This is a genomic window from Thermococcus sp. GR5 (genome assembly GCF_012027535.1).
Lineage (GTDB): Archaea > Methanobacteriota_B > Thermococci > Thermococcales > Thermococcaceae > Thermococcus > Thermococcus onnurineus.
The window spans coordinates 123,867-145,477 of record NZ_SNUN01000003.1 but is presented as its reverse complement, the minus strand read 5'-3'; the positions used below and the strand labels follow the sequence as shown (position 1 = coordinate 145,477).

Here is a 21,611-nt window from a genome sequence, read left to right as displayed (position 1 = left end):
AACAATGGCTAAGAAGGGTGCAGGTGCTACGAGAGGTATTAGTCCCGTCAGGCCGACCCGCGCTCTGCCAATCGGCGCCTACCTCAAGGTCGCCGACAACAGCGGCGCCAAGCTCATCCAGATAATTGGTGTTGTTGGTTACAAGGGAACCAGGAGGAGGCTTGCCAGTGCCGGCGTCGGCGACATGGTCGTCGCCACCGTCAAGAAGGGAAGGCCGGACATAAGGCACCAGGTCGTTAGGGCAGTTGTTGTCAGGCAGAGAAAGGAGTACAGAAGGCTCGATGGCATGCGCGTTAAGTTTGAGGACAACGCTGCTGCGATAGTCACCCCCGAGGGTGTTCCGAGGGGAACCGAGATCAGGGGTGCCATAGCTAGGGAGGCCGCCGAGAGGTGGGTTAGGCTCGGTAGCATAGCGAGCATTGTGTTGTGAGGTGAGAAGGATGAAGTTGGATACCAGGCAGCCGAGGAAGCAGAGGAAGTTCCTTTACAACGCTCCCCTTCACCTTAGGAGCAAGATAATGAGCGCCACCCTGAGCAAGGAGCTCAGGCAGAAGTACGGCGTGAGGAGCCTTCCGATAAGGGAGGGCGACAAGGTCAAAATCATGCGCGGCGACTACAAGGGCAAGGAAGGAAAGGTCGTTGAGGTTAACCTCAAGAGGTACAGGATCTATGTCGAGGGCGTTACCCAAAAGAAGGTCGACGGTACCGAGGTCTTCTACCCGGTTCACCCGTCGAACGTTATGATAGTCGAGCTCAACCTCAAGGACGAGGAGAGGGAGAAGATAATTGAGAGGAGGGCTGGTTGATGGCGAGGAAAGGCGCTAAGAGGCACCTTAAGAGGCTTGCCGCTCCAAATCAGTGGTATATTGAGAGGAAGGCCTACAAGTGGGCTGTCAGGCCAAGGCCCGGTCCGCACAGCATGAAGACCTCCATTCCGCTGCTTTATATCGTCAGGGACTACCTTGGCTATGCCAAGACCGCTCGTGAGGCTAGGAAGATACTCAACGAGGGCAAGATACTCGTTGACGGCCGTGTTAGGAAGGACTACAAGTTCCCGGTCGGTATAATGGACGTCGTTTCCATCCCCGAGACTGGTGAGCACTACAGGGTTCTTCCGAACAGGATTGGCAAGCTCATACTCCACCCAATAACTGAGAAGGAGGCCAACATAAAGCCTCTTAGGATCAGCAACAAGAGAATGGTTAAGGGAGCCAAGGTTCAGCTCAACCTTCACGACGGAAGCAACCACCTCGTTGCCTTCAGCGAGAAGGACAGGTTCATGACCGCCTACACTGTTCTCATGAAGGTTCCGGAGAGGGAGATAATCGAGGTCATCCCCTTCGAGGTCGGTGCCTACGTCTTCGTTACCCAGGGTAAGAACGTCGCAAGGAAAGGTAAGGTCGTCGAGGTCAGGCAGTTCCCAATGGGATGGCCGGATGTCGTCACCATCGAGGACGAGAACGGCGAGCTCTTTGACACCCTGAAGGAGTACGCCTTCGTGGTTGGAAAGGACAAGCCGGAGATTTCCCTTCCGTGAGGTGAGATGAGATGCAGATCAACAGAGAGGCCATACTTGCTGACTGGGAAGCTCATCCCATGAGGAAGCCCCGGATTGCGAAGGTCACCATAAACATTGGAGTTGGCGAGAGCGGTGAGAGGCTTACCAAGGCCGAGACCATGCTCGAGCAGCTCGTCGGCCAGAAGCCGATAAGGAGGCACGCGAAGCAGACCAACAAGGACTTCGGAATTAGACGCGGCGAGCCTATCGCTGTGAAGGTCACCCTCAGGGGTAAGAAGGCTGAAGAGATGCTCAGGAGGCTCCTCGCTGCGGTCGACAACAAGCTCAAGGCGAGCAACTTTGACGAGCATGGCAACTTCTGCTTCGGTATAGATGAGCACATCAACATCCCGGGCGTCGAGTACGACCCTGAGATAGGCATCTTTGGTATGGACGTCTGCGTTACTCTTGAGAGGCCTGGATTCAGGGTTGCCAAGAGGAAGAGGCAGAGGAAGAAGATACCGAACAGGCACAAGCTGACCAAGGAAGAGGGTATCGTCTTCGCTATGGAAGAGTTTAACGTCCAGGTGGAGGGATTGTGAGATGGCGAAGGCTGACTACAACAAGAGGAAGCCGAGGAAGTTTGGGAAGGGCGCCAGGAGATGCGTCCGCTGCGGACAGTACGGCCCAATCATCAGGATCCACGGCTTGATGCTCTGCAGGCACTGCTTTAGAGAGATAGCCCCCAAGCTGGGCTTTAAGAAGTACGAGTGAGGTGAGAGGAGATGACTTTGCTTGACCCGCTGGCTAACGCTCTCTCCCACATAACCAACAGCGAGAGGGTCGGAAAAAAGGAGGTTTACATAAAGCCAGCCTCCAAGCTCATTGGAGAGGTCCTCAGGGTTATGCAGGAGAACGGCTACATAGGTGAGTTCGAGTTCATCGACGACGGAAGGGCCGGTATCTACAGGGTGCAGCTCATAGGCAAGATAAACAAGGCCGGTGCGATAAAGCCAAGGTTCCCGGTCAAGGCGAGGGAGTACGAGGCCTGGGAGAAGAGGTTCCTTCCGGCTTTCGAGTTCGGTATCCTCATCGTCTCGACCTCCCAGGGCGTCATGACCCACAAAGAGGCAATAGAGAAGGGAATCGGCGGAAGGCTGATAGCCTACGTCTACTGAGGTGAGAGAGATGCCGATAGACGCGTGGGTAAGGGAAGAGGTTGAGATTCCAGAGGGAGTCGAGGTCACCATCGAGAGGAACGTCGTTAAGGTCAAGGGCCCGAAGGGCGAGCTCGAGAGGGAGCTCAAGTACCCGGGCGTTCAGATATTCACCGAGGACGGCAAGGTTGTCATTTACAAGGAGTTCCCGAGAAAGAAGGACATTGCCATAGCGAGAACCTTCAAAGCCCATATAGCCAACATGATCAAGGGCGTCACTGAAGGCTTCACTTACAAGCTCAAAGTCGTCTACAGCCACTTCCCCATGACTGTCAAGGTTCAGGGCGACGAGGTCGTCATCGAGAACTTCCTCGGTGAGAAGAATCCGAGGAGGGCCAAGATACTGCCCGGTGTTACCGTCAAGGTCATGGGTTCAGAGGTCATCGTCGAGGGCATTGATAAGGAAGCAGTTGGCCAGACTGCCGCAAACATCGAGCAGGCCACCAGGATAACCAAGTGGGATAGGAGAGTCTTCCAGGACGGTATCTACATAGTTGAGAAGGCGGGTAAGCCGATAAAGTTCTGAGGTGTGAGAAATGAACGAGAAAGCGAGACTCCTTAGGATTAGGGCCAGGCTCAAGAGGAAGAAGCCCAGGTTCCTCAGGCAGGAGTGGTGGCGCTATCCGAAGTTCAAGAACGACCCCAAGTGGCGCAGGCCTAAGGGTATTGACAGCAAGATGAGGCTCAAGAAGAAGGGTAAGGCCCGCTCACCGAGCATAGGCTGGAGCTCACCGAGGCTCGTCCGCGGGCTCCACCCGAGCGGCTACGAGGAAGTCCTCGTCCACAACGTCAAGGAGCTTGAAGCAATTGACCCGGCCAGGCAGGCTGCCAGGATAGCGAGGACCGTCGGCGCGAGGAAGAGAGAGATGATACTTGCCAGGGCCAAGGAGCTTGGTGTGAAGGTACTCAACCCGTGAGGTGAGACTGATGCTCAAGATGCAGAGAAGGATTGCCGCTGACATTTTGAAGTGCGGTGAGAACAGGGTCTGGATCGACCCTGAGAGGATTGATGACGTCGCCGCTGCCATCACGAGGGAGGACATCAAGAGGCTCATCAACGATGGCGTCATAAAGAAGAAGCCCATCAAGGGCCAGAGCAGGGCTAGGGCAAGGGCCTACCAGGAGGCCAGGAAGAAGGGCCGCCACAGGGGCCCGGGAAGCAGGAAGGGTAAGAAGACCGCCAGGATGGGCAAGAAGGAGCGCTGGATGATGACCATCCGCGCCCTCAGGAAGGAACTCAGGAAGCTTAAGGCCGAGGGCAAGATAGACGAACACACCTACAGGAGGCTGTACATCAGGGCCAAGGGTGGCCAGTTCAAGAACAAGAGGCAGCTTTACCTGTTCATGCAGGAGCACGGCATACTGAAGGAGTGAGGTGAGAGAGATGGCGCACGGACCGAGGTATAGGGTTCCGTTCAGGAGAAGGAGAGAGGGTAAGACTAACTATCACAAGAGGCTTGCCCTCCTCAAGTCGGGCAAGCCAAGGCTCGTCGTTAGGAAGAGCCTTAACCACCACATAGCTCAGATCGTCGTTTACGACCCTAAGGGTGACAAGACTATCGTCTCTGCTCACACGAGGGAACTCATGAGGGACTTTGGTTGGAAGGGCCATGGAGGAAACACCCCGAGTGCCTACCTTCTCGGCCTGCTTATAGGCTACAAGGCCAAGAAGGCTGGCATTGATGAGGCAATCCTTGACATAGGCCTGCACCCACCGACCAGGGGTTCGAGCGTCTTTGCCGTCCTCAAGGGTGCTGTTGACGCTGGCCTCAACGTCCCACACAGCGAGGAGATATATCCAGAGGACTACAGGATAACTGGCGAGCACATCGCCAACTACGCCAAGGCCCTCAAGGAAGAGGATGAGGGGAAGTACAGGAAGCAGTTCAGCGGCTACCTTGTCAAGGGCCTCGAGCCCGAGAAGCTTCCCGAGCACTTTGAGGAAGTCAAGGCGAGAATAATCGAAAAGTTTGAGGAGGCGAGAGAATGAGCGACCCGAGGGAGATCGCCCAGAGGGTTTTGGAGGAGTGGCAGCCGAGGACCAAGCTCGGCATGCTCGTCAAGGAGGGTCAGATAACTGACATTCACGAGATCTTTAGGAAGGGCTACCAGATCAAGGAGCCCGAGATCGTTGACGTCCTCCTTCCAGAGGTCAACCTCAGGGAGAACCAGGAAGTGCTCGACATAGCCCTTACCGTCAGGATGACTGACAGTGGCAGGAGGATCCGCTTCAGGGTTCTTGCTGCGGTGGGCAACAGGGACGGCTACGTTGGCCTTGGAATTGGGCATGGCAAGGAGGTTGGAATAGCCATCAGAAAGGCCATCAACTATGCCAAGATGAACATCATCGAAATCAAGCGCGGTTGCGGTTCCTGGGAGTGCAGGTGTAGGAGGCCGCACTCAATCCCGTTCGCCGTCGAGGGCAAGGAAGGAAGCGTCCGCGTCAAGCTCATGCCCGGACCGCGTGGCCTTGGACTGGTCATTGGTGACGTTGGCAAGAAGATACTCAGTCTCGCTGGTGTTCAGGACGTCTGGTCCCAGACCCTCGGTGAGACTAGGACTACCGTTAACTTCGCCAAGGCAGTCTTCAACGCGCTCTACAACACCAACAGGGTTGCCATCAAGCCCGGCATGATTGAGAAGTACGGTATCGTCGTCGGAAGGGAGATGGCGACGAGCTTCGAGCTGGAGTGAGGTGAGAGAGAATGGCAAAGCTCGCACTCATCAGGCTTAGGAGCGGAATCAGGGCGAGGGGAGAGGTTAGGGACACCCTCGCCATGCTCCGCCTCCACAGGATAAACCACCTCGTCCTCATCGACGACACCCCGAGCTACAAGGGAATGGTTCAGAAGGTTAAGGACTACATAACCTGGGGCGAGATTGATGCAGAGACCCTCGCCAAGCTCATCAGGAAGAGGGGCAGGCTCATCGGCAACAAGCCGGTTACTGACGACTACGTCAAGGAGAAGCTTGGAATGACCATTGAGGAGTTTGCCCAGAAGGTCGTCAGTGGAGAGATGAAGCTCACCGACCTGCCGAACATCAAGCCGGTCTTCAGGCTCCACCCGCCGAGGGGCGGCCTCAAGGGTAGCAAGAAGCGCTCCTTCAAGGAGGGCGGAGCACTCGGCTACCGCGGCGAGAAGATAAACGAGCTCATTGAGAGAATGCTCTGAGGTGGCGAGAGATGATAAGGAGGAAGAAGAAGGTTAGGAAGCTCCGCGGAAGTCACACTCATGGATGGGGCTGCAAGAAGAAGCACAGAGGTGGAGGAAGCAAGGGCGGTAGAGGAATGGCCGGCACCGGTAAGAGGAAGAACACCAAGTGGACTTGGACCATTAAGTATGCTCCTGATCACCTCGGCAAGAGGGGCTTCCACAGGCCTAAGGCTGTTCAGTACACTCCCAAGACCATAAACCTCAACGAGATCGACGAGAACCTCCCGCTCTTCCTCGATATAGGCGTTGCCTACGAGGAGGAGGGGAAGATCATCGTCGACACCACCCAGCTCGGCGTCGACAAGGTTCTTGGAACTGGAAAGCTCACCAGGCCCCTTGTCATCAAGGCCTACTACGTCACCCCCAAAGCTGAGGACAAGATTAAGGCCGCTGGCGGCGAGGTTCTCCTCGCCTGATTTCCATTTAATTTAACTTTTGGCGGGTGTTACTCATGGGGCTCAGAAACGTAGTGTTCGCGATTGAGAGGTACTTCCCAGAGGTTGAGCGGCCTAAAAGACACATTCCGCTCAAGGAGAAGTTCATGTGGACCGCCATTGTTCTGCTGCTGTACTTCGTTCTCGCGGAAATTCCGCTCTACGGAATCCCGCAGCAGATCCAGGACTACTTCGCCACGCTCAGGTTCGTCCTTGCCGGTAGAAGCGGTTCTCTTTTGACGCTGGGTATAGGCCCAATCGTCACCGCGAGCATAATCATGCAGCTTCTCGTCGGTTCCGAGATAATTCACCTTGATCTCTCAAATCATGAGGATAGGAGGTTTTACCAGGCAGCTCAAAAGCTGTTCGCTGTATTCATGAGCTTCTTCGAGTCGGCAATATACGTCTTTGCCGGCGCTTTCGGTAAGGTTGACACCAGCCTTGGTGCCTTCCAGACAGTCCAGACTCCGGGAGGCGCGGCTTACATAGGAATAGGGCTCGCCATACTGATACTTCTCCAGCTGGGATTTGCCTCGGTGATGCTCATCCTCCTCGATGAGCTTGTCAGTAAGTGGGGTATAGGTAGCGGTATCAGCCTCTTCATCGCCGCGGGAGTTTCACAGACAGTTATCGTCAAGGCTCTCAACCCTATGACTACTGCTGAATACATTGATCCAGTAACTGGCGGGCCGGCCATAGTTGGTGCTGTGCCTGCGTTTATCCAGCACTTGTTCTACGGTGATGTTACCGGAGCCCTATACAGGGGAACGCTACCAGACATGATGGACCTGCTGGCAACCATAGTTGTATTCCTAGTCGTCGTCTATCTGGAGAGCATGCGCGTTGAGATCCCGCTCAGCTATGGAAGGGTTACCGTTCGTGGAAGGTATCCGATAAGGTTCATGTACGTCAGTAACATTCCGATAATCCTGACGTTTGCTCTCTACGCCAACATACAGCTCTGGGCCAGGCTCCTCAACAACTTTGGCTACACTTGGCTTGGAACCTTCGATGCCAATGGGTATCCCATAAGCGGATTTGTCACATATCTCTACCCACCAAGGGACATCTACCACGTCATAGCAGATCCAACGAGGGCACTAGTTTACGCCCTAATGACAATATTCTGGTCGATAATCTTTGGTTTCTTGTGGGTAGAGCTCACCGGCCTAGACGCCAAGAGCATAGCCAGACAGCTTCAGAGCGCTGGACTTCAGATTCCAGGATTCAGAAGGGATCCGAGGATACTCGAGAGGGTTCTCAACAGGTACATACCCTACGTTACCTTCTTGGGTTCATTCACCCTAGCACTTGTCGCAGTGCTGGCAGACTTCCTTGGAGCTCTCGGAACTGGAACAGGAATCCTCCTTACCGTCGGTATCCTCTACAGGTTCTATGAGGAGATAGCCAGAGAGCAGGCCACCGAGATGTTCCCCGCTTTGAGAAAGTTCTTTGCCAAGTGAACTCTTTCCTTTCTTTACAAAACCTTTTAAACCCGGTTCGATTACTTCTTCCAGAAACCTCCTTGGGTGAGCATGATGCCGTTTGTGGTCATGATAACAGGAATCCCTGGCGTGGGGAAGAGTACCATAACCCGGCTGGCTCTCAGAAAAGCCCGAGCTAAGTTCAGACTGGTAAATTTCGGGGATCTAATGTTCGAGGAGGCAGTTAAGGCTGGCCTGGTGGAGCACAGGGACGAGATGAGAAAGCTCAATCCGAACGTCCAGAAGGAACTCCAGATGAAAGCGGCAAGGAGAATCGTTGAGATGGCAAAAACTGAACCAATACTCATTGATACTCACGCCACCATACGAACCCCTGTCGGTTACTTGCTCGGTTTCCCCAAGGAGGTTATAGAAGTCATAAACCCTAACTTCATAGTCATAATTGAGGCCACGCCAAGCGAGATACTCGGTAGAAGGCTTAGGGATCTTAAGCGCGATAGGGACGTTGAAACTGAAGAGCAGATACAGAGGCATCAGGATCTGAACCGTGCCGCGGCGGTTAGCTACGCGATGCACTCCAACGCGCTTATAAAGATAATCGAGAACCATGAGGATAAGGGCCTTGAGGAGGCTGTCCACGAGCTTGTTGAAGTACTGGATTTGGCGGTGGGAGAGTATGATTGAGGGAATATATACATTCCTTGACAACCTGTTCGGACCAATGATAACCTCGTACCACCCGATATGGGTAGTTACCGTGTCGGGAATAATACTCGGTGCGTTCTTCACCTTAATCAACTACGTTCTGGTTGATCAGGAGAAGGTTAAACTGCTCCAGAAGAAGAGCAAGGAGTTTCAGAAGAAGTACAAAGAGGCTCAGGCCTCCAGGGATGAGAAGAAGCTCAAGAAGCTCCAGCAGGAGCAGATGGAGCTCATGAAGCTCCAAAGTGAGGTCATGAAGGACACAATGTTCAAGGTCACCCTGCTGACGATGCCTATATTCTGGATATTCTTCACTTGGCTTAGGAGATGGTACTTTGAGGTAGGCATAGCAAAGGCTCCCTTTGACTTTTTCCTCTTCGACTGGTTCCATGGCCTGTATCACTCTGGCCTTCCTCCCAGTGAGCTGGGATACATAGGTTGGTATATCATGACCTCCATGATAACGGGTTACATCCTTAGGAAGCTCCTTGATATGGGTTAAATTTAAAAACGCTTGACAAAAAGGCATTGCGAGGTGAGAGAAATGAAGCCAATGTACAGGTCAAGGTCATGGAGAAGGAAGTACGTCAGGACTCCGGGCGGAAGGACGGTCATACACTTTGAGAGGAAGAAGCCAAAGATTGCCCACTGTGCCATGTGCGGCAGGCCGCTCAATGGTGTCCCGCGCGGCAGGCCGAGCGAGCTCAGAAAGCTCCCGAAGACCAAGAAGAGACCTGAGAGGCCCTATCCGAACCTCTGCCCGAGCTGCATGAGGAAGGTTATAAAGGCCCAGATTAGGGCCGGGATTTCCCTTTGAGGTGCGAACATGCCCAAGGGCTGCCTCGTCATAACCGTCAGCGGCCTAGCCGGTTCGGGAACGACCACTCTGTGCAGGAATCTCGCCAAGCACTACGGCTTCAAGCACATCTATGCCGGCTTAATCTTTCGCCAGATGGCCAAGGAGATGGGGATGACCCTTCAGGAGTTCCAGGAGTATGCCGAGCTTCATCCCGAGATCGACAGGGAGGTTGACAGGAGGCAGGTTGAGGCAGCCAAGGAGTGCAACGTCATTATTGAAGGCCGCCTTGCAGGCTGGATGGTTAAGGACGCTGACCTTAAGATATGGCTCGACGCTCCGATAATGGAGCGCGCTAGGCGTGTCGCTCTCAGGGAGGGCATAACCGTAGAGGAGGCCTTCGTGCAGATAGCCGAGCGCGAGAAGGGCAACAGGAAAAGGTATTTAAACCTCTACGGTATTGACATCGACGACAAGTCGATTTATGACTTGATAATCAACACCGCTAAATGGGGTCCCGATGGGGTCTTCGCGATTGTGAAGGCCGCCATCGACCACCTTTACCCCGACGGTGACGCGGGGTCGGGCGTTAGCCCGGGCAACAAAAAGAAGGAGGTGGGATGAATGCCAGCCATTGAGGTTGGAAGAATAGCCGTTATCATTGCAGGAAGGAGGGCTGGCCAGAAGGTCGTCGTCGTTGACGTCATCGACAAGAATTTCGTCCTCGTTACCGGCGCTGGCCTTAACAAGGTCAAGCGCAGGAGGATGAACGTCAAGCACCTCGAGCCCCTCCCAGAGAGGGTCAACATCGAGAGGGGTGCTGACGACGAGGCCGTTAAGGCCGCCCTTGAGCAGGCTGGAATCAGCCTCGAGTGAAATCCCTGGAGGCCATTTGGCCTCTTTTTAACTTCTCAACACTTTTAAGGTCCTTCTCTGGAGACTCTTTTGGTGATGGCATGAAAACTGCACTTATAACAGGTGCGACCGGCGGCATTGGGAGGCTTCTGGTGGAGGCTCTCGTTGGGAGGGACTACCGGGTTATAGGCGTTGCGAGAAACGAGGAGAGACTGAAGGAACTCCAATCGTTGGGCAACTTTGACTATATCGTGGCAGATCTGCGGGGGAGAAACGTCCCTAAAGTTATTAGAAGTGAGTTGAGAAACCTCGGTGTTGAGAGGCTCGACGTTCTCATAAACAACGCAGGCTTTGGTATACTGAAGCCCCTGGTAGAGCAGAGCGAAGAGGAGCTGGAAGAGATTTTCAGGGTGAACACGATAGCCCCGGTGGCTCTCACACGTGAGCTCTTGGACTTAATCCCTCTGGGTGGCAAGGTTGTGATGGTTTTGAGCGGTGTGGTTTTCGTGAACGTGAGGGACCTTCCCTCCTACGGTGCCTCAAAGGCGGCCCTCCACTATCTCTCAGTTAATCTAGAGCACGAGCTTGAGAAGAAGGGAATAACGCTCATCCGGGTTTATCCCAAGCAGGTCTCCACACCCTTTTGGAACGACAGGGTTCCACAGGGGGCACTACACCCTAAGGATGTCGTCAGTGCAATTATCACCGCCATCGAAAAGAACAAGCGCGAGGTCTTCATTCCGAGTTATCTTAAGCTCGTGAAGTACCTCCCCCGTTGGCCTGTCTTCAACTACCGCTTCAAGTTCTGAGGGCAGGTTTATAAAGCGCGAACTCGAGGTTACCACGATAACGCTCATCGGGTGATGCTCATGGCGAGGGACGAAGTGAGGAGAATCCTTCCAGCCGATATAAAGCGCGAGGTTCTGATAAAGGACGAGAAGGCTGAGACAAACCCCAAGTGGGGCTTTCCGCCCGAGAAGAGGCCTATGGAGATGCACATGCAGTTCGGCATAATCAACCTCGACAAGCCTCCAGGCCCTACAAGCCACGAGGTAGTTGCTTGGGTTAAGAAGCTCTTCAACCTTAACAAAGCCGGTCACGGTGGAACCCTCGACCCCAAGGTGAGCGGCGTTCTTCCAGTTGCCCTCGAGAGAGCTACAAGGGTGGTTCAGGCGCTGCTTCCAGCGGGTAAGGAGTACGTTGCTTTGATGCATCTCCACGGCGAGGTTCCGGAGGACAAAATCTACGCCGTCATGAAAGAGTTTGAGGGGGAGATAATCCAGAGGCCGCCCCTGAGGAGCGCGGTCAAGAGAAGGCTGAGGACGAGGAAGGTGTACTACATCGAGATACTCGAAATAGACGGCAAGGACGTGCTCTTCAGGGCCGGTGTTGAGGCGGGAACCTACATCCGTTCACTGATCCACCACATTGGCCTTGCCCTCGGTGTCGGTGCCCACATGGCCGAGCTTCGCCGTACCAGAAGCGGCCCATTCAAGGAAGACGAAACTTTAGTGACCCTCCACGACCTTGTTGATTACTATCACTTCTGGAAGGAGGACGGCATTGAGGAGTACTTCAGGAAGGCGATACAGCCGATGGAGAAGGCTGTTGAGCACCTGCCGAAGGTGTGGATTAGGGACTCTGCGGTTGCGGCGGTTACTCATGGCGCTGATCTTGCAGTTCCGGGAATAGTCAAGGTTCACAAGGGTATCAAGAAGGGCGATTTAGTTGCTGTGATGACCCTCAAGGACGAGCTCGTCGCACTAGGTAAGGCCACCATGACGAGCGGTGAGATGCTCCAGAAGAGCAAGGGAATAGCGGTTGACGTCGACAAGGTCTTCATGCCGAGGGACTGGTATCCCAAGCTCTGGTGAGGGACTTGTCTCGGTTTCTCACTTTCTTGATACCTTTCTCTCTCCGGTTGAGGCATTCTATAATGAACGTTTGTCTTCTCCGGTCTACTCTCTTACTCTTGCTTTTTTCGTCTCATTCTCTTCTTGATGCTACGGTTGGAAATTGGAAATCCTACGAAAAAACAGAACTAATTTTAACTTGTAATTGGAAAAGCTTTTAAGGATTTTGACATTGGATCTGGTGATAATCTCCGAAGGTGTCCTCCGTGGAAGGCCGGGTCAAGAAGGTTGGTGCTGTCTTCTTGCTTGCCCTGCTGTTGAGTCTTCAATTGATTGCCGCACCACAAGCTGCGGCAATGACCGCCAACAACTCAAGCGTGACCTTCCGTAGGGCCGTGGTTGCCTGGTATGATGAGAAGGGTAGGCTTCAGATGAACGTGACCTGGGTGAACAGGACCATAGACTTCGCGAACTTGACTAACACTTCCTACCCCTGCCACAACTCAAGTTCCTGCACTTCCAACTTGACCACCAATGTAAACGTCTCGGTGGTCACGCTTTACAGCATGACGGAAAAGCACGAGCAGTTGTTGTTCTTTGGGATAACCCTTTACAACGAGACTTTCAACTACACCATGTATGTCCTCGTTTACAAGGCTGAGAGGAGTCAGTACAACCTAAGTGTTATTACAAGAATAATACACATAAACGGCACTAACTTGTTCACAACAATGGTGAATATCGAACCGAGGGATAGTAAGGCCCAACCTGTAGCGGATATAGTGTTCTTCGCGAACAAAACCCCTCTTGCTGACCACTATAGATTTGTTGGCAAAGTGCTGAATGAAATCAGGAAGAACGATACCACAAGCTGGATCTGGAATAAAGTCAGGATTGAGCTTAACGATTTAGCTAAGAAAACTGAGAGGGATTTAGGAGACTATAATATAGTAGGACACAGCACTTTCATAATAATGGATGATACATGTACATCAAGTTGTGGGCTCATATGTTCATTGCCTACAACCCCTTTCTTCTGTGAAGAATATGCGTGCGCTCCAGCTTGTACCGGAGCTTGTGAGGTGGTATGTGGATGAGAGGGAAGAAACATTTTCTCCTTCTAAACTTTTTTATTGGGGCAGTTTTTCTGGCAATCCTGTTCCACTACGCCCTTTCGCTTTCATTGGGGGAAAGCTTCTTATTTGCAGTCATCTTGTCACTTCTCTACACCTCTGCGCATATTTTCTGGAAAAGACCGGATAAACAGCAGAGAGAGTCTCAATTTTTAAAATCTCCAAGTATCGGACTTATACTCTTTGTTCTGATTTCGTTTGGGTTCGGAGTGCTTTTATTTGAGCTTATCCACGCGGCGTTTGCAAAACCGGGCACCTCTTTCATCCCTCTCGCCAAAGTGCTCGGCGTTTTGTTCATAATCGGCGCGTCTGTGCTGTTCCTCGTGGCAATGCTACATGAGAGAGGTAAGAAAACACCCGAAAAAGTCGTCTATTCCTGGCGAAACTTCCTCAAGGAACTTTCAACGTCCCTCCTCGTGTTCACAATTGCATACTCCTCCGGGGTGAGTTTGGAAAAGAGCGTCTCGATGGCGCTTTACGTTTTTGTTTTGGCCAGCTGGTACTATTCCATGATGGCTCACAAGTATGTGATATCCGAGCGGATACTTAAAATCAGGGCCGTTGTAATTTTTGTGGCGGTCACTTCCGGGCTGTACCTGTTCGTAATTGACAACATAGTCCTAAGTGGGCTGATTGGGGCACTTTTCGCGGTTGTGTCTGAAAAAGACTACAAGATAACCAGGAAACTTGTGGCAGAGGAGTTGCTGGGGAAGAAATACGCCGAAAGCGGAGCCTGGCGCCTGTTTTACGGCATCTTTTATGGATTTGGGGCGATGGTAGCTTTGATGATAGTCACTGGGGATTACAGTGCCTCGTTTATCAGGGAATCTTTGTTAACGGTGTTCAGGCTCCTGTACATATTTACGACGATTTTCCTCCCCTTCGGGACGCTTGGCGGGTGGTTAAGGTTGAAGATTCATGGTGGAAAAACTTAATGAACCAATAAATGTTGGGAAAAACTCTCTATTTGTCGCGTTCACTCGTCCACTAGGTTACTTTGATTTTGGCTTGTTCTCGTCGTTTTGATTTGTTTGGAATTGATAAATACTACAAAAAGCGTTGCCAAATACGACTCGTAAAAGAAAAATCTTATATATGATGAAGGCTTAATTTTTATTAGCCAAAGTGAGGTGATCCGTGAGTGTTTGGGGGTTAATTGCTCTGGTGGCATTTGATAATCATGGCAGTCGAGGGCATCCTTGGGGGTATCAGGAAAAGTTGCAATAGAACGGCACAAACATGTTATTCGGCCGGTTATCTGAGTGTGATGGCTATAACAATGCTCGGGGCATTATTAGCTTGGGAATCGTTAGTAACGACTCTCACTGGGTTTGGTTAGCACCGGTATTTGCGAAGTCCGCGTTATTTGCGGCTATATGCGGAACTTTAATGGATAGGAAGTCTGTGCATATCGCGAGTAATTAGGGATTGATTAAGGCTTATTCACAAACGCCGACATCCGTAAGGTGATACCCATGCCTACTATAGAGGGGTATCTCTTGGGAGCGGTGCTCGGAATTTCCCTCTGGTTGCTGGTCTCAGGACTGGTTGAGTACTTTAGGAGGCCTAAGACGTTCTCATTCGTGCTCAGGAAGAGCGACCTCAAGACTGTTTCGGAGGATGAGCTCCCCGAGGATGTGGAGAAATACCGGCGAGAACTTGAGGAGAAGTTGGTTTCAAAAATCATGGAGGAAAGAAGGAAACGCGCATTGTTAAAGCTCAAGCTTTCCGTGGTTGGGATCATAATCGTTATGTCGGCGTTGCTCCTAATAGGGTGAAAAGACCTGGGGGTGGTTACATAGACAAAATACTCGAGGAGGAGCTTTTGAGGACGTTCCTAATATTCGTCTTTTTGTTTTTGGCTATGGATAGTGGTGGATGAACTCGAACTCTGACCTTCCGGCCGGTCAAGATGATTATATTCCCTCGTCCTGAGCCTGCTAACACTACCACCAAGGCTGTGGATTAGGAGGAAACTTGGGGATTAGCTTTCATGAAAGCGGTGTGGATGGTTCTCGTACCCTTCATGGTTGTTGTAGTGGTCTATGGTCTGTATGGGGGCAAAGCATTGCCGCTGGTCATTGGATTAGTGTCATTATTTCTCTACGTGCTCAGCCTTAGGGGAGAAGGGGAATCAATAAAGCTGACGGGCCTCGTTGCGATGTTCTCATCGATATTCGCACTGTGGGAGAACGTGCTTAAGTATCTGGCAATAATCGGCGTTGCCCTGTTGATTCTCCTTGAACTCTTCGTAGAAATGAGGAAAAAAGAAAACAGAGCTCGTTTGAGGAGGTAATCCCATGGTTAACTCCAAAGGAGGGTTTGTGCTATGGATATTGCTAGGAGCAATTGGTGGAGCTATTGGATTATTGGCATTATCAAAGGGCATGGAACAAGAATTTCCTATGGTGGTCTATCTAGGATTCATTGTGGGGTGGAGTGTCGTGGGGTTTGGGCTATTTAGGGCTGGAAAGCTATTCGGCTCTTCATCGAGGTCATGACATTGGTTAGTAGTGGTGTTTAGTGAACTTTTATGGAAGAATCCTTCTCGGGGAGACAGGACATTGAGTTCGTGTGCATCCCCATCTTTATAAACCCCTTTTCTTATCCCTGCACATGAGCCACTACTACTCCAAAGAGCCAAACGTTCCCCTCAAGACAAAGACCATTGAGGTCTGCCTTAGGGGTCACTGCTTTAAATTCATAACGGCCAGTGGAGTCTTCTCCTTCGGGAAACTCGACAGAGGAACGGAACTGCTCATAGAGAGTATGATACTTGACGGGAACTGGCGTGTCCTCGACCTCGGTTGCGGCTACGGTGCGATAGGGATTGTTGCCTCTCGTTTTGTTGAATACGTCGTCATGACCGACGTGAACAGACGGGCGGTAAGCATAGCGAGGAAAAATTTAAAAATCAACAACGTTAGAAACGCCGAGGTTAGGTGGGGAAGCCTCTATGAGCCCGTCAGGGGCGAAAAGTTCGACACAATCATCACTAACCCCCCGGTGCACGCGGGAAAGGAAATCCTGAGGGAAATAGTTATAAATGCTCCCCGGCATCTCAACGATGGAGGCCTCCTGCAACTTGTTATCAAGACAAAGCAGGGGGCAAAATATATTAAGGGTTTAATGGAGGAGCACTTCACCGAAGTGAGAGAGCTGGCAAAGGGGAGCGGTTACCGCGTGTATGCCGGGATCGCCTAGCCTGGGATGGCGCGGGCCTTGAGAGCCCGTGTCCGTATGGACACCGGGGTTCAAATCCCCGTCCCGGCGCCAAAATCCTCTCTGAAGGATTGATATGGAGGTGTATTCGTAATGACGGACAACTTCAGACACATCGTCCGTGTAGCGGGAGTTGATTTGGACGGAAATAAGCAGCTGAGATGGGCCCTTACGGGCATCAAGGGCATAGGGATAAACTTCGCTACCATGGTGCTCAGGGTTGCAGGGATTGACCCGTACATGAAGACCGGTTACCTGACCGACGAGCAGGTCAAGAAGATTGAGGAGATCCTCGAGGATCCGGTCGCCCATGGAATCCCGACTTGGGCGGTCAACAGGCCGAAGGACTATGAGACCGGTAAGGACATGCACCTTATCACCGCCAAGCTCGTCATGGCCTGGCGTGAGGACATCAACAGGCTCAGGAGAATCAGGGCTTACCGCGGCATAAGGCACGAGCTCGGACTGCCGCTCAGGGGACAGAGAACTAGGTCGAACTTCAGGCACGGTACCACTGTCGGCGTGAGAAGGAGAAAGAAGTGAGGTGGTGTAAATGGGAGACCCTAAGAGGCAGAGGAAGAAGTACGAGACTCCCTCTCACCCGTGGATTAAGGAGAGGCTTGACAGAGAGCGCGTGCTCATGAAGAAGTACGCCCTCAAGAACAAGAAGGAGCTCTGGCGCCACGAGACCCAGCTCAAGGAGTTCAGGCGTAGAGCCAGGCGCCTCCTTGCGGCGAGGGGCAAGCAGGCTGAGATCGAGAGGGCCCAGCTCCTCCAGAGGCTCAACAGGCTCGGCCTTCTTCCGGCCGATGCCGTCCTGGATGACGTTCTCTCCCTTACCGTTGAGGATGTCCTCGACAGGCGCCTTCAGACCATTGTCTTCAAGAAGGGACTCGCCAGGACCATCAGGCAGGCCAGGCAGCTCATAGTCCACGGCCACATCGAGGTCAACGGCCAGATAATCCGCTCTCCGGGTTATCTCGTCCTTAAGGAGGAGGAAGACACCATAACCTACTCCAAGACCTCTCCTTTCGCGAAGGAGAGCCACCCCGAGAGAATGGTTATCGAACAGGCTAAGCAGGGTGAGGCCTCATGAGCGAGGAACAGCAGGTTGTTAACCTTAAGAAGAAGGAGAAGTGGGGCGTTGCCCACATCTACTCCTCCTATAACAACACCATCATCCACATTACCGACCTCACTGGGGCCGAGACCGTCTCCAGGTGGAGCGGCGGTATGGTCGTTAAGGCTGACAGGGACGAGCCCTCGCCCTACGCGGCTATGATTGCCGCCAAGAGGGCCGCCGAGGAGGCCATGGAGAAGGGCTTCGTCGGTGTTCACATCAAGGTCCGCGCTCCGGGAGGAAGCAAGAGCAAGACCCCCGGTCCGGGTGCCCAGGCAGCCATCAGGGCCCTCGCTAGGGCCGGCCTAAGGATAGGAAGGGTTGAGGACGTCACCCCGATTCCGCACGATGGCACTAGGCCGAAGGGCGGAAGAAGGGGTAGGCGTGTCTGACCCTACAACTTCTTTTTTGGTGGTGCAAATGGAGCCAAAGTTTCGCATTCTTGAGAAAAGGGAGGACTCGATTAAGTTCATCGTTGAGGGAATTGATGTTCCCTTCGCCAACGCCCTCAGGAGAACCATCTTAGCCGAGGTTCCGACCTTTGCGGTTGACGAGGTTGAGTTCTTCGAGAACGATTCCGCCCTGTTTGACGAGATAATTGCCCACAGGCTGGCCATGATTCCGCTCACCACTCCAGTGGAGAGGTTTTCCCTCGATGCCCTCGAGCTTGACGATTACACCGTTACCCTCTCTCTCGAGGCAGAGGGGCCGGGTATGGTCTACTCTGGTGACCTCAAGAGCGACGACGAGGGAGTTAAGCCGGCTAACCCGAACATACCGATAGTCAAGCTGGCCGAAGGCCAGAATCTCACGCTGAACGCTTATGCCAAGCTCGGTCGCGGAAAGGACCACGCCAAGTGGCAGCCGGGCTTCGTCTACTACAAGTACCTCACGAAGATCCACGTGAGCAAAGATGTTCCAGACTGGGAGGAGCTCAAGGCTTTGGCTGAGAAACGCGGTCTGCCCGTTGAGGAGACCGACGAGGAGCTCGTCATAACTACCACGAAGGCTTTCTACCTTCCGAGGAAGTTTGAGCCGTACGAGGGCGATAAGATTAGGGAAGAGGTAGTGCCCAATACGTTCGTCTTTACTGTGGAAAGCAATGGAGAGCTCCCCGTTGAGGAAATCGTCACCATAGCCCTCAAAATCCTCATGAGGAAGAGCGATAGATTTATAAGCGAACTCCATAAATTAGCGGACTGACGCGGGGGTAGCCGAGCCTGGCCAAAGGCGCGGGATTCAGGGTCCCGTCCCGTAGGGGTTCCGGGGTTCAAATCCCCGCCCCCGCACCATAATTCACGCTCACCCCGTCCCTCGGTGCGAGAATTGTGAAGGAGGAATGCTCATGAAGAGAACCGGTCCAACCGACATTAACCTGAGGAGGCTCATCCGCTACCTCAGAAAGAAGTCGAACGAGGAAGGAGTTAAGATATGGAAGGACATTGCCTGGCGTCTTGAGAGGCCTAGGAGGCAGAGGGCTGAAGTGAACGTCAGCAAGATCAACCGCTACACCAAGGAAGGCGACACTGTCATCGTCCCGGGAAGCGTTCTTGGAGCCGGAAAGCTCGAGCACAAGGTCGTCGTTGCGGCGTGGAAGTTCAGCGAGACTGCTAAGAAGAAGATAACCGAGGCCGGTGGAGAGGCCATCACGATTGAGGAGCTCATTGAGAGAAACCCGAAGGGAAGTGGAGTAATCATAATGGAGTGATGGGCCATGAGGATTATTAACGCTGAAGGACTCATACTTGGAAGGCTCGCCTCGAAGGTTGCCAAGATGCTCCTTGAGGGCGAGGAAGTGGTCATAGTTAACGCCGAGAAGGCCATCATCACCGGCAACAGAGAGGACATCTTCGCCAAGTACAAGCAGAGAACCGAGCTGAGAACCAGGACCAACCCAAGGAAGGGTCCGTTCTATCCCAAGAGGAGCGACGAGATAGTCAGGAGAACCGTCAGGGGCATGCTTCCATGGAAGACCGACCGCGGAAGGAAGGCCTTCAAGAGGCTTAAGGTCTACGTTGGAATTCCGAAGGAGTTCGAGGGCAGGGAGCTTGAGACTATAAGCGAGGCCCATATGTCGAAACTTGCCACACCCAAGTACGTTACCGTTGGCGAGGTCGCCAAGTTCCTCGGTGGAAAGTTCTGAGGTGAGAGAAGATGAGGGTCATCCAGACTGCTGGAAAGAGGAAGACGGCCGTTGCGAGGGCCACCATTAGGGAAGGAAAGGGTCGCGTCAGGATCAACCACAAGCCGGTTGAGATAATCGAGCCAGAAATTGCGCGCTTCACAATCATGGAGCCTCTCGTCCTTGCCGGCGAGGAGATCGTCAGCAAGGTTGACATCGACGTCAAGGTCGAGGGCGGCGGCTTCATGGGTCAGGCAGAGGCTGCCCGCGTTGCCATCGCCAGGGCTCTCGTGGAGTGGACAAACGACATGAACCTCAAGGAAAAGTTTATGAAGTACGACAGGACAATGCTCGTCGGAGACAGCAGAAGAACCGAGCCGCACAAGCCCAACCGCTCCACTAAGGGTCCGAGGGCCAAGAGGCAGAAGTCCTACCGCTGACCCCTTTAATATTCATTTGAGAAGGTGATACGGGTGATAGTTCCCGTCAGGTGCTTCACGTGTGGAAAGGTAATAGGCGACAAATACTATGAATTTAAGGCCCGCGTTGAGAAGGGCGAGGATCCCGAGAAGGTCCTAGATGACCTCGGGGTCGAGAGGTACTGCTGCAGGAGAACCCTGCTGAGCCACGTCGAGCTCATCGACCAGGTAATGGTTTACAAGGTGTACTGAAAAACCGCATTTCTGGGGGGCCGTGGGGTAGCTTGGTCTATCCTCCCGGCTTGGGGTGCCGGAGACCCGGGTTCAAATCCCGGCGGCCCCACCAAAATTTGCACGGGTGGTTGGAATGTTTAAGTACACGAGGTTTGAAAGGGCGAGGATTGTGGGGGCGAGGGCCCTCCAGATAGCGATGGGTGCGCCCATACTCATAGACGTTCCGGAAGGAATCACGCCGCTCGATGCCGCGTTGCTCGAGTTCGAGAAGGGCATAATACCGCTCACCGTAATAAGGCCGAGCTGATGAGAGATGACGGTGATAGAGAACGTAATCGGCAGGGTCGCGGTGCTCAAGGGCGGGAAGTACTCCGTTGAGGTAGACGTTATTACGAGCTCGGGCTTCGGCCGCTTCGCGGCTCCGATAGACGAGAACCCGAGCCTCTATATAGCTGAGGCCCATCGGGCTGTCAGCGAGGTCGACGAGATAATAGGGCCCGAGCTGATAGGCTTCGACGCGAGCGAACAGGAGCTCATAGACAGCTACCTGTGGGAGATAGACGGCACCGAGGACTTCAGCCACATTGGTGCCAACACAGCTCTGGCCGTCTCGATAGCAGTTGCCAAAGCTGCGGCGAGTGTCAAGAGGATGCCCCTCTACAGCTACATCGGTGGAACTTTCACCACTGAACTGCCCGTTCCAATCCTCGAGATAGCCAGCGGTGAGGACTTCGACTACTACGTTATGGTCCGTGACCTCATGGAGATAACCGACGTGGTCGATGCGGCTACAAAAGTGCTTGAGAACGCCGAGGGCAGCACTGTTGAGGCTCTGTCAAAAGCCACTGAAAAAGCTGGTGATGAGCTTGGCCTTGAGGTGGCGCTCGGTCTCGTCCAGAAGAGGCCAATGGAGACTGAAGAAGTGCTCTCAATCGTCGAGGACAATAACATAGCTTACATAAAGCCTATCGGCGACGAAGAGCTGTTCCTCGAGCTAATAGCTGGCACTCACGAGGTGTTCGTGGACGGCGAGCACCTCTTCCGCGAGAAGGACATACTCGACAGGCGCTACTATAATGCGTTGTCCATAAAGCCTATCAATCTGGGCACGCTCACCGACTTATACAACCTTGTGAACGACGCGAAGTCGGAGAGAATTACTCCAATCCTCGCGGAGGCTCTCTATGAGTCCTCCGACGAGGCACTGGCCCATCTTGCGGTGGGTTTGAGATGCCCGGCGATGGTCCTTAGGAAGGATTCCATCGCCAAGCTGAACGAGCTGATAAGAATCGCCGAAGATTTGGGCGAAAGAGGTAGGATAATAACCTTTGAAGGATGAAGGAGGT

The 21,611-nt window shown here is 53.0% G+C and carries 37 protein-coding genes and 3 tRNA genes; all 40 read left to right on the top strand.

Features of this window, described 5'->3' with window-relative positions; genetic code table 11:
• Nucleotides 1-4 precede the first annotated feature (4 nt).
• The 40 genes from E3E33_RS04250 (at nucleotide 5) to E3E33_RS04055 (ending at nucleotide 21,604) form a co-directional block, all read left to right on the top strand.
• Complete coding sequence (locus E3E33_RS04250; protein WP_012571034.1) at nucleotides 5-430, top strand: 50S ribosomal protein L14; 426 nt, start codon at nucleotides 5-7, stop codon at nucleotides 428-430.
• Between the two features lie 10 nt (nucleotides 431-440).
• Nucleotides 441-806, top strand: a complete 366-nt coding sequence (gene rplX, locus E3E33_RS04245) for a 50S ribosomal protein L24 (RefSeq protein ID WP_012571035.1) — start codon at nucleotides 441-443, stop codon at nucleotides 804-806.
• Nucleotides 806-1,537 (top strand): 30S ribosomal protein S4e, encoded by a 732-nt coding sequence (locus E3E33_RS04240; protein WP_012571036.1) that lies wholly within the window; start codon nucleotides 806-808, stop codon nucleotides 1,535-1,537. The genes rplX and E3E33_RS04240 overlap by 1 nt, the downstream gene beginning before the upstream one ends.
• An 11-nt stretch (nucleotides 1,538-1,548) precedes the next feature.
• Entirely contained in the window at nucleotides 1,549-2,100 is a 552-nt protein-coding gene (locus tag E3E33_RS04235) for a 50S ribosomal protein L5 (protein WP_012571037.1), read from the top strand.
• A gap of 1 nt (nucleotide 2,101) precedes the next feature.
• Nucleotides 2,102-2,272, top strand: coding sequence for a 30S ribosomal protein S14 (locus E3E33_RS04230; RefSeq protein ID WP_012571038.1), 171 nt, complete (start codon nucleotides 2,102-2,104; stop codon nucleotides 2,270-2,272).
• A gap of 11 nt (nucleotides 2,273-2,283) precedes the next feature.
• The gene (locus E3E33_RS04225; protein WP_012571039.1) at nucleotides 2,284-2,676 is read left to right on the top strand and encodes a 30S ribosomal protein S8; all 393 of its coding nucleotides are present in this window, start codon (nucleotides 2,284-2,286) and stop codon (nucleotides 2,674-2,676) included.
• A 10-nt stretch (nucleotides 2,677-2,686) separates the two neighbouring features.
• Entirely contained in the window at nucleotides 2,687-3,241 is a 555-nt protein-coding gene (locus tag E3E33_RS04220; RefSeq protein ID WP_167711036.1) for a 50S ribosomal protein L6, read from the top strand.
• Between the two features lie 10 nt (nucleotides 3,242-3,251).
• Complete coding sequence (locus E3E33_RS04215) at nucleotides 3,252-3,632, top strand: 50S ribosomal protein L32e (RefSeq protein WP_012571041.1); 381 nt, start codon at nucleotides 3,252-3,254, stop codon at nucleotides 3,630-3,632.
• A 10-nt stretch (nucleotides 3,633-3,642) separates the two neighbouring features.
• On the top strand, nucleotides 3,643-4,089 hold the full coding sequence (locus E3E33_RS04210) for a 50S ribosomal protein L19e (protein ID WP_012571042.1): 447 nt from the start codon (nucleotides 3,643-3,645) through the stop codon (nucleotides 4,087-4,089).
• A 10-nt stretch (nucleotides 4,090-4,099) separates the two neighbouring features.
• A complete protein-coding gene (locus E3E33_RS04205; protein ID WP_167711038.1) occupies nucleotides 4,100-4,705 on the top strand; it encodes a 50S ribosomal protein L18 in 606 nt (201 codons plus the stop codon).
• Entirely contained in the window at nucleotides 4,702-5,409 is a 708-nt protein-coding gene (gene rpsE / locus E3E33_RS04200; protein ID WP_167711041.1) for a 30S ribosomal protein S5, read from the top strand. Before E3E33_RS04205 ends, rpsE begins: the two co-directional genes overlap by 4 nt.
• Before the next feature lie 11 nt (nucleotides 5,410-5,420).
• Nucleotides 5,421-5,888 (top strand): 50S ribosomal protein L30, encoded by a 468-nt coding sequence (locus E3E33_RS04195; protein ID WP_012571045.1) that lies wholly within the window; start codon nucleotides 5,421-5,423, stop codon nucleotides 5,886-5,888.
• Nucleotides 5,889-5,899: 11 nt separating this feature from the next.
• Nucleotides 5,900-6,346, top strand: a complete 447-nt coding sequence (locus E3E33_RS04190; RefSeq protein ID WP_012571046.1) for an uL15 family ribosomal protein — start codon at nucleotides 5,900-5,902, stop codon at nucleotides 6,344-6,346.
• Nucleotides 6,347-6,381: 35 nt separating this feature from the next.
• Nucleotides 6,382-7,827 carry a preprotein translocase subunit SecY gene (secY, locus tag E3E33_RS04185; protein WP_012571047.1) on the top strand — a complete coding sequence of 482 codons (1,446 nt, stop codon included), beginning with the start codon at nucleotides 6,382-6,384 and terminating at the stop codon, nucleotides 7,825-7,827.
• Between the two features lie 75 nt (nucleotides 7,828-7,902).
• On the top strand, nucleotides 7,903-8,493 hold the full coding sequence (locus tag E3E33_RS04180; RefSeq protein WP_167711043.1) for an adenylate kinase: 591 nt from the start codon (nucleotides 7,903-7,905) through the stop codon (nucleotides 8,491-8,493).
• Nucleotides 8,486-9,013: a DUF106 domain-containing protein gene (locus E3E33_RS04175; protein ID WP_012571049.1), complete on the top strand. Its 528-nt coding sequence runs from the start codon at nucleotides 8,486-8,488 to the stop codon at nucleotides 9,011-9,013. The genes E3E33_RS04180 and E3E33_RS04175 overlap by 8 nt, the downstream gene beginning before the upstream one ends.
• Nucleotides 9,014-9,055: 42 nt before the next feature.
• Nucleotides 9,056-9,328, top strand: a complete 273-nt coding sequence (locus E3E33_RS04170) for a 50S ribosomal protein L34e (protein ID WP_012571050.1) — start codon at nucleotides 9,056-9,058, stop codon at nucleotides 9,326-9,328.
• 9 nt (nucleotides 9,329-9,337) lie between these two features.
• Nucleotides 9,338-9,931 carry a (d)CMP kinase gene (gene cmk, locus E3E33_RS04165; RefSeq protein WP_012571051.1) on the top strand — a complete coding sequence of 198 codons (594 nt, stop codon included), beginning with the start codon at nucleotides 9,338-9,340 and terminating at the stop codon, nucleotides 9,929-9,931.
• Entirely contained in the window at nucleotides 9,932-10,183 is a 252-nt protein-coding gene (locus E3E33_RS04160) for a 50S ribosomal protein L14e (protein WP_012571052.1), read from the top strand.
• 80 nt (nucleotides 10,184-10,263) lie between these two features.
• The gene (locus tag E3E33_RS04155; RefSeq protein ID WP_167711045.1) at nucleotides 10,264-10,971 is read left to right on the top strand and encodes an SDR family oxidoreductase; all 708 of its coding nucleotides are present in this window, start codon (nucleotides 10,264-10,266) and stop codon (nucleotides 10,969-10,971) included.
• A gap of 60 nt (nucleotides 10,972-11,031) precedes the next feature.
• Nucleotides 11,032-12,036: an RNA-guided pseudouridylation complex pseudouridine synthase subunit Cbf5 gene (locus tag E3E33_RS04150; protein WP_167711144.1), complete on the top strand. Its 1,005-nt coding sequence runs from the start codon at nucleotides 11,032-11,034 to the stop codon at nucleotides 12,034-12,036.
• A 245-nt stretch (nucleotides 12,037-12,281) separates the two neighbouring features.
• Entirely contained in the window at nucleotides 12,282-13,112 is an 831-nt protein-coding gene (locus E3E33_RS04145; RefSeq protein ID WP_167711047.1) for a hypothetical protein, read from the top strand.
• Nucleotides 13,109-14,083, top strand: coding sequence for a hypothetical protein (locus E3E33_RS04140; RefSeq protein WP_012571056.1), 975 nt, complete (start codon nucleotides 13,109-13,111; stop codon nucleotides 14,081-14,083). Before E3E33_RS04145 ends, E3E33_RS04140 begins: the two co-directional genes overlap by 4 nt.
• A 540-nt stretch (nucleotides 14,084-14,623) precedes the next feature.
• Complete coding sequence (locus E3E33_RS04135; RefSeq protein ID WP_167711049.1) at nucleotides 14,624-14,926, top strand: hypothetical protein; 303 nt, start codon at nucleotides 14,624-14,626, stop codon at nucleotides 14,924-14,926.
• Between the two features lie 230 nt (nucleotides 14,927-15,156).
• Nucleotides 15,157-15,444 (top strand): hypothetical protein, encoded by a 288-nt coding sequence (locus E3E33_RS04130; protein WP_167731670.1) that lies wholly within the window; start codon nucleotides 15,157-15,159, stop codon nucleotides 15,442-15,444.
• Nucleotides 15,445-15,448: 4 nt separating this feature from the next.
• Nucleotides 15,449-15,649 carry a hypothetical protein gene (locus E3E33_RS04125; protein ID WP_167711053.1) on the top strand — a complete coding sequence of 67 codons (201 nt, stop codon included), beginning with the start codon at nucleotides 15,449-15,451 and terminating at the stop codon, nucleotides 15,647-15,649.
• A 115-nt stretch (nucleotides 15,650-15,764) separates the two neighbouring features.
• Nucleotides 15,765-16,352 carry a class I SAM-dependent methyltransferase gene (locus E3E33_RS04120; protein ID WP_083757813.1) on the top strand — a complete coding sequence of 196 codons (588 nt, stop codon included), beginning with the start codon at nucleotides 15,765-15,767 and terminating at the stop codon, nucleotides 16,350-16,352.
• Nucleotides 16,338-16,424: transfer RNA gene (locus E3E33_RS04115), tRNA-Ser, on the top strand. The genes E3E33_RS04120 and E3E33_RS04115 overlap by 15 nt, the downstream gene beginning before the upstream one ends.
• A 39-nt stretch (nucleotides 16,425-16,463) precedes the next feature.
• Nucleotides 16,464-16,913, top strand: coding sequence for a 30S ribosomal protein S13 (locus E3E33_RS04110; protein WP_012571060.1), 450 nt, complete (start codon nucleotides 16,464-16,466; stop codon nucleotides 16,911-16,913).
• A 10-nt stretch (nucleotides 16,914-16,923) separates the two neighbouring features.
• Complete coding sequence (locus E3E33_RS04105; RefSeq protein ID WP_012571061.1) at nucleotides 16,924-17,466, top strand: 30S ribosomal protein S4; 543 nt, start codon at nucleotides 16,924-16,926, stop codon at nucleotides 17,464-17,466.
• Nucleotides 17,463-17,882 carry a 30S ribosomal protein S11 gene (locus E3E33_RS04100; RefSeq protein WP_012571062.1) on the top strand — a complete coding sequence of 140 codons (420 nt, stop codon included), beginning with the start codon at nucleotides 17,463-17,465 and terminating at the stop codon, nucleotides 17,880-17,882. The genes E3E33_RS04105 and E3E33_RS04100 overlap by 4 nt, the downstream gene beginning before the upstream one ends.
• A gap of 28 nt (nucleotides 17,883-17,910) precedes the next feature.
• Nucleotides 17,911-18,693 (top strand): DNA-directed RNA polymerase subunit D, encoded by a 783-nt coding sequence (locus E3E33_RS04095; RefSeq protein WP_167711055.1) that lies wholly within the window; start codon nucleotides 17,911-17,913, stop codon nucleotides 18,691-18,693.
• Nucleotide 18,694: 1 nt separating this feature from the next.
• Nucleotides 18,695-18,782 (top strand) — tRNA-Leu (locus tag E3E33_RS04090).
• A 53-nt stretch (nucleotides 18,783-18,835) separates the two neighbouring features.
• The gene (locus E3E33_RS04085; protein ID WP_012571064.1) at nucleotides 18,836-19,198 is read left to right on the top strand and encodes a 50S ribosomal protein L18e; all 363 of its coding nucleotides are present in this window, start codon (nucleotides 18,836-18,838) and stop codon (nucleotides 19,196-19,198) included.
• Nucleotides 19,199-19,204: 6 nt separating this feature from the next.
• Entirely contained in the window at nucleotides 19,205-19,633 is a 429-nt protein-coding gene (gene rplM / locus E3E33_RS04080) for a 50S ribosomal protein L13 (RefSeq protein WP_012571065.1), read from the top strand.
• Nucleotides 19,634-19,644: 11 nt separating this feature from the next.
• Nucleotides 19,645-20,052 carry a 30S ribosomal protein S9 gene (locus tag E3E33_RS04075; protein ID WP_012571066.1) on the top strand — a complete coding sequence of 136 codons (408 nt, stop codon included), beginning with the start codon at nucleotides 19,645-19,647 and terminating at the stop codon, nucleotides 20,050-20,052.
• Between the two features lie 33 nt (nucleotides 20,053-20,085).
• Nucleotides 20,086-20,283: a DNA-directed RNA polymerase subunit N gene (locus tag E3E33_RS04070; RefSeq protein ID WP_012571067.1), complete on the top strand. Its 198-nt coding sequence runs from the start codon at nucleotides 20,086-20,088 to the stop codon at nucleotides 20,281-20,283.
• 16 nt (nucleotides 20,284-20,299) lie between these two features.
• Nucleotides 20,300-20,377, top strand: a tRNA-Pro gene (locus E3E33_RS04065).
• A 21-nt stretch (nucleotides 20,378-20,398) separates the two neighbouring features.
• Nucleotides 20,399-20,572, top strand: coding sequence for a DNA-directed RNA polymerase subunit K (locus E3E33_RS04060; RefSeq protein ID WP_012571068.1), 174 nt, complete (start codon nucleotides 20,399-20,401; stop codon nucleotides 20,570-20,572).
• Between the two features lie 6 nt (nucleotides 20,573-20,578).
• Nucleotides 20,579-21,604 (top strand): hypothetical protein, encoded by a 1,026-nt coding sequence (locus E3E33_RS04055; RefSeq protein WP_167711057.1) that lies wholly within the window; start codon nucleotides 20,579-20,581, stop codon nucleotides 21,602-21,604.
• Nucleotides 21,605-21,611 lie beyond the last annotated feature (7 nt).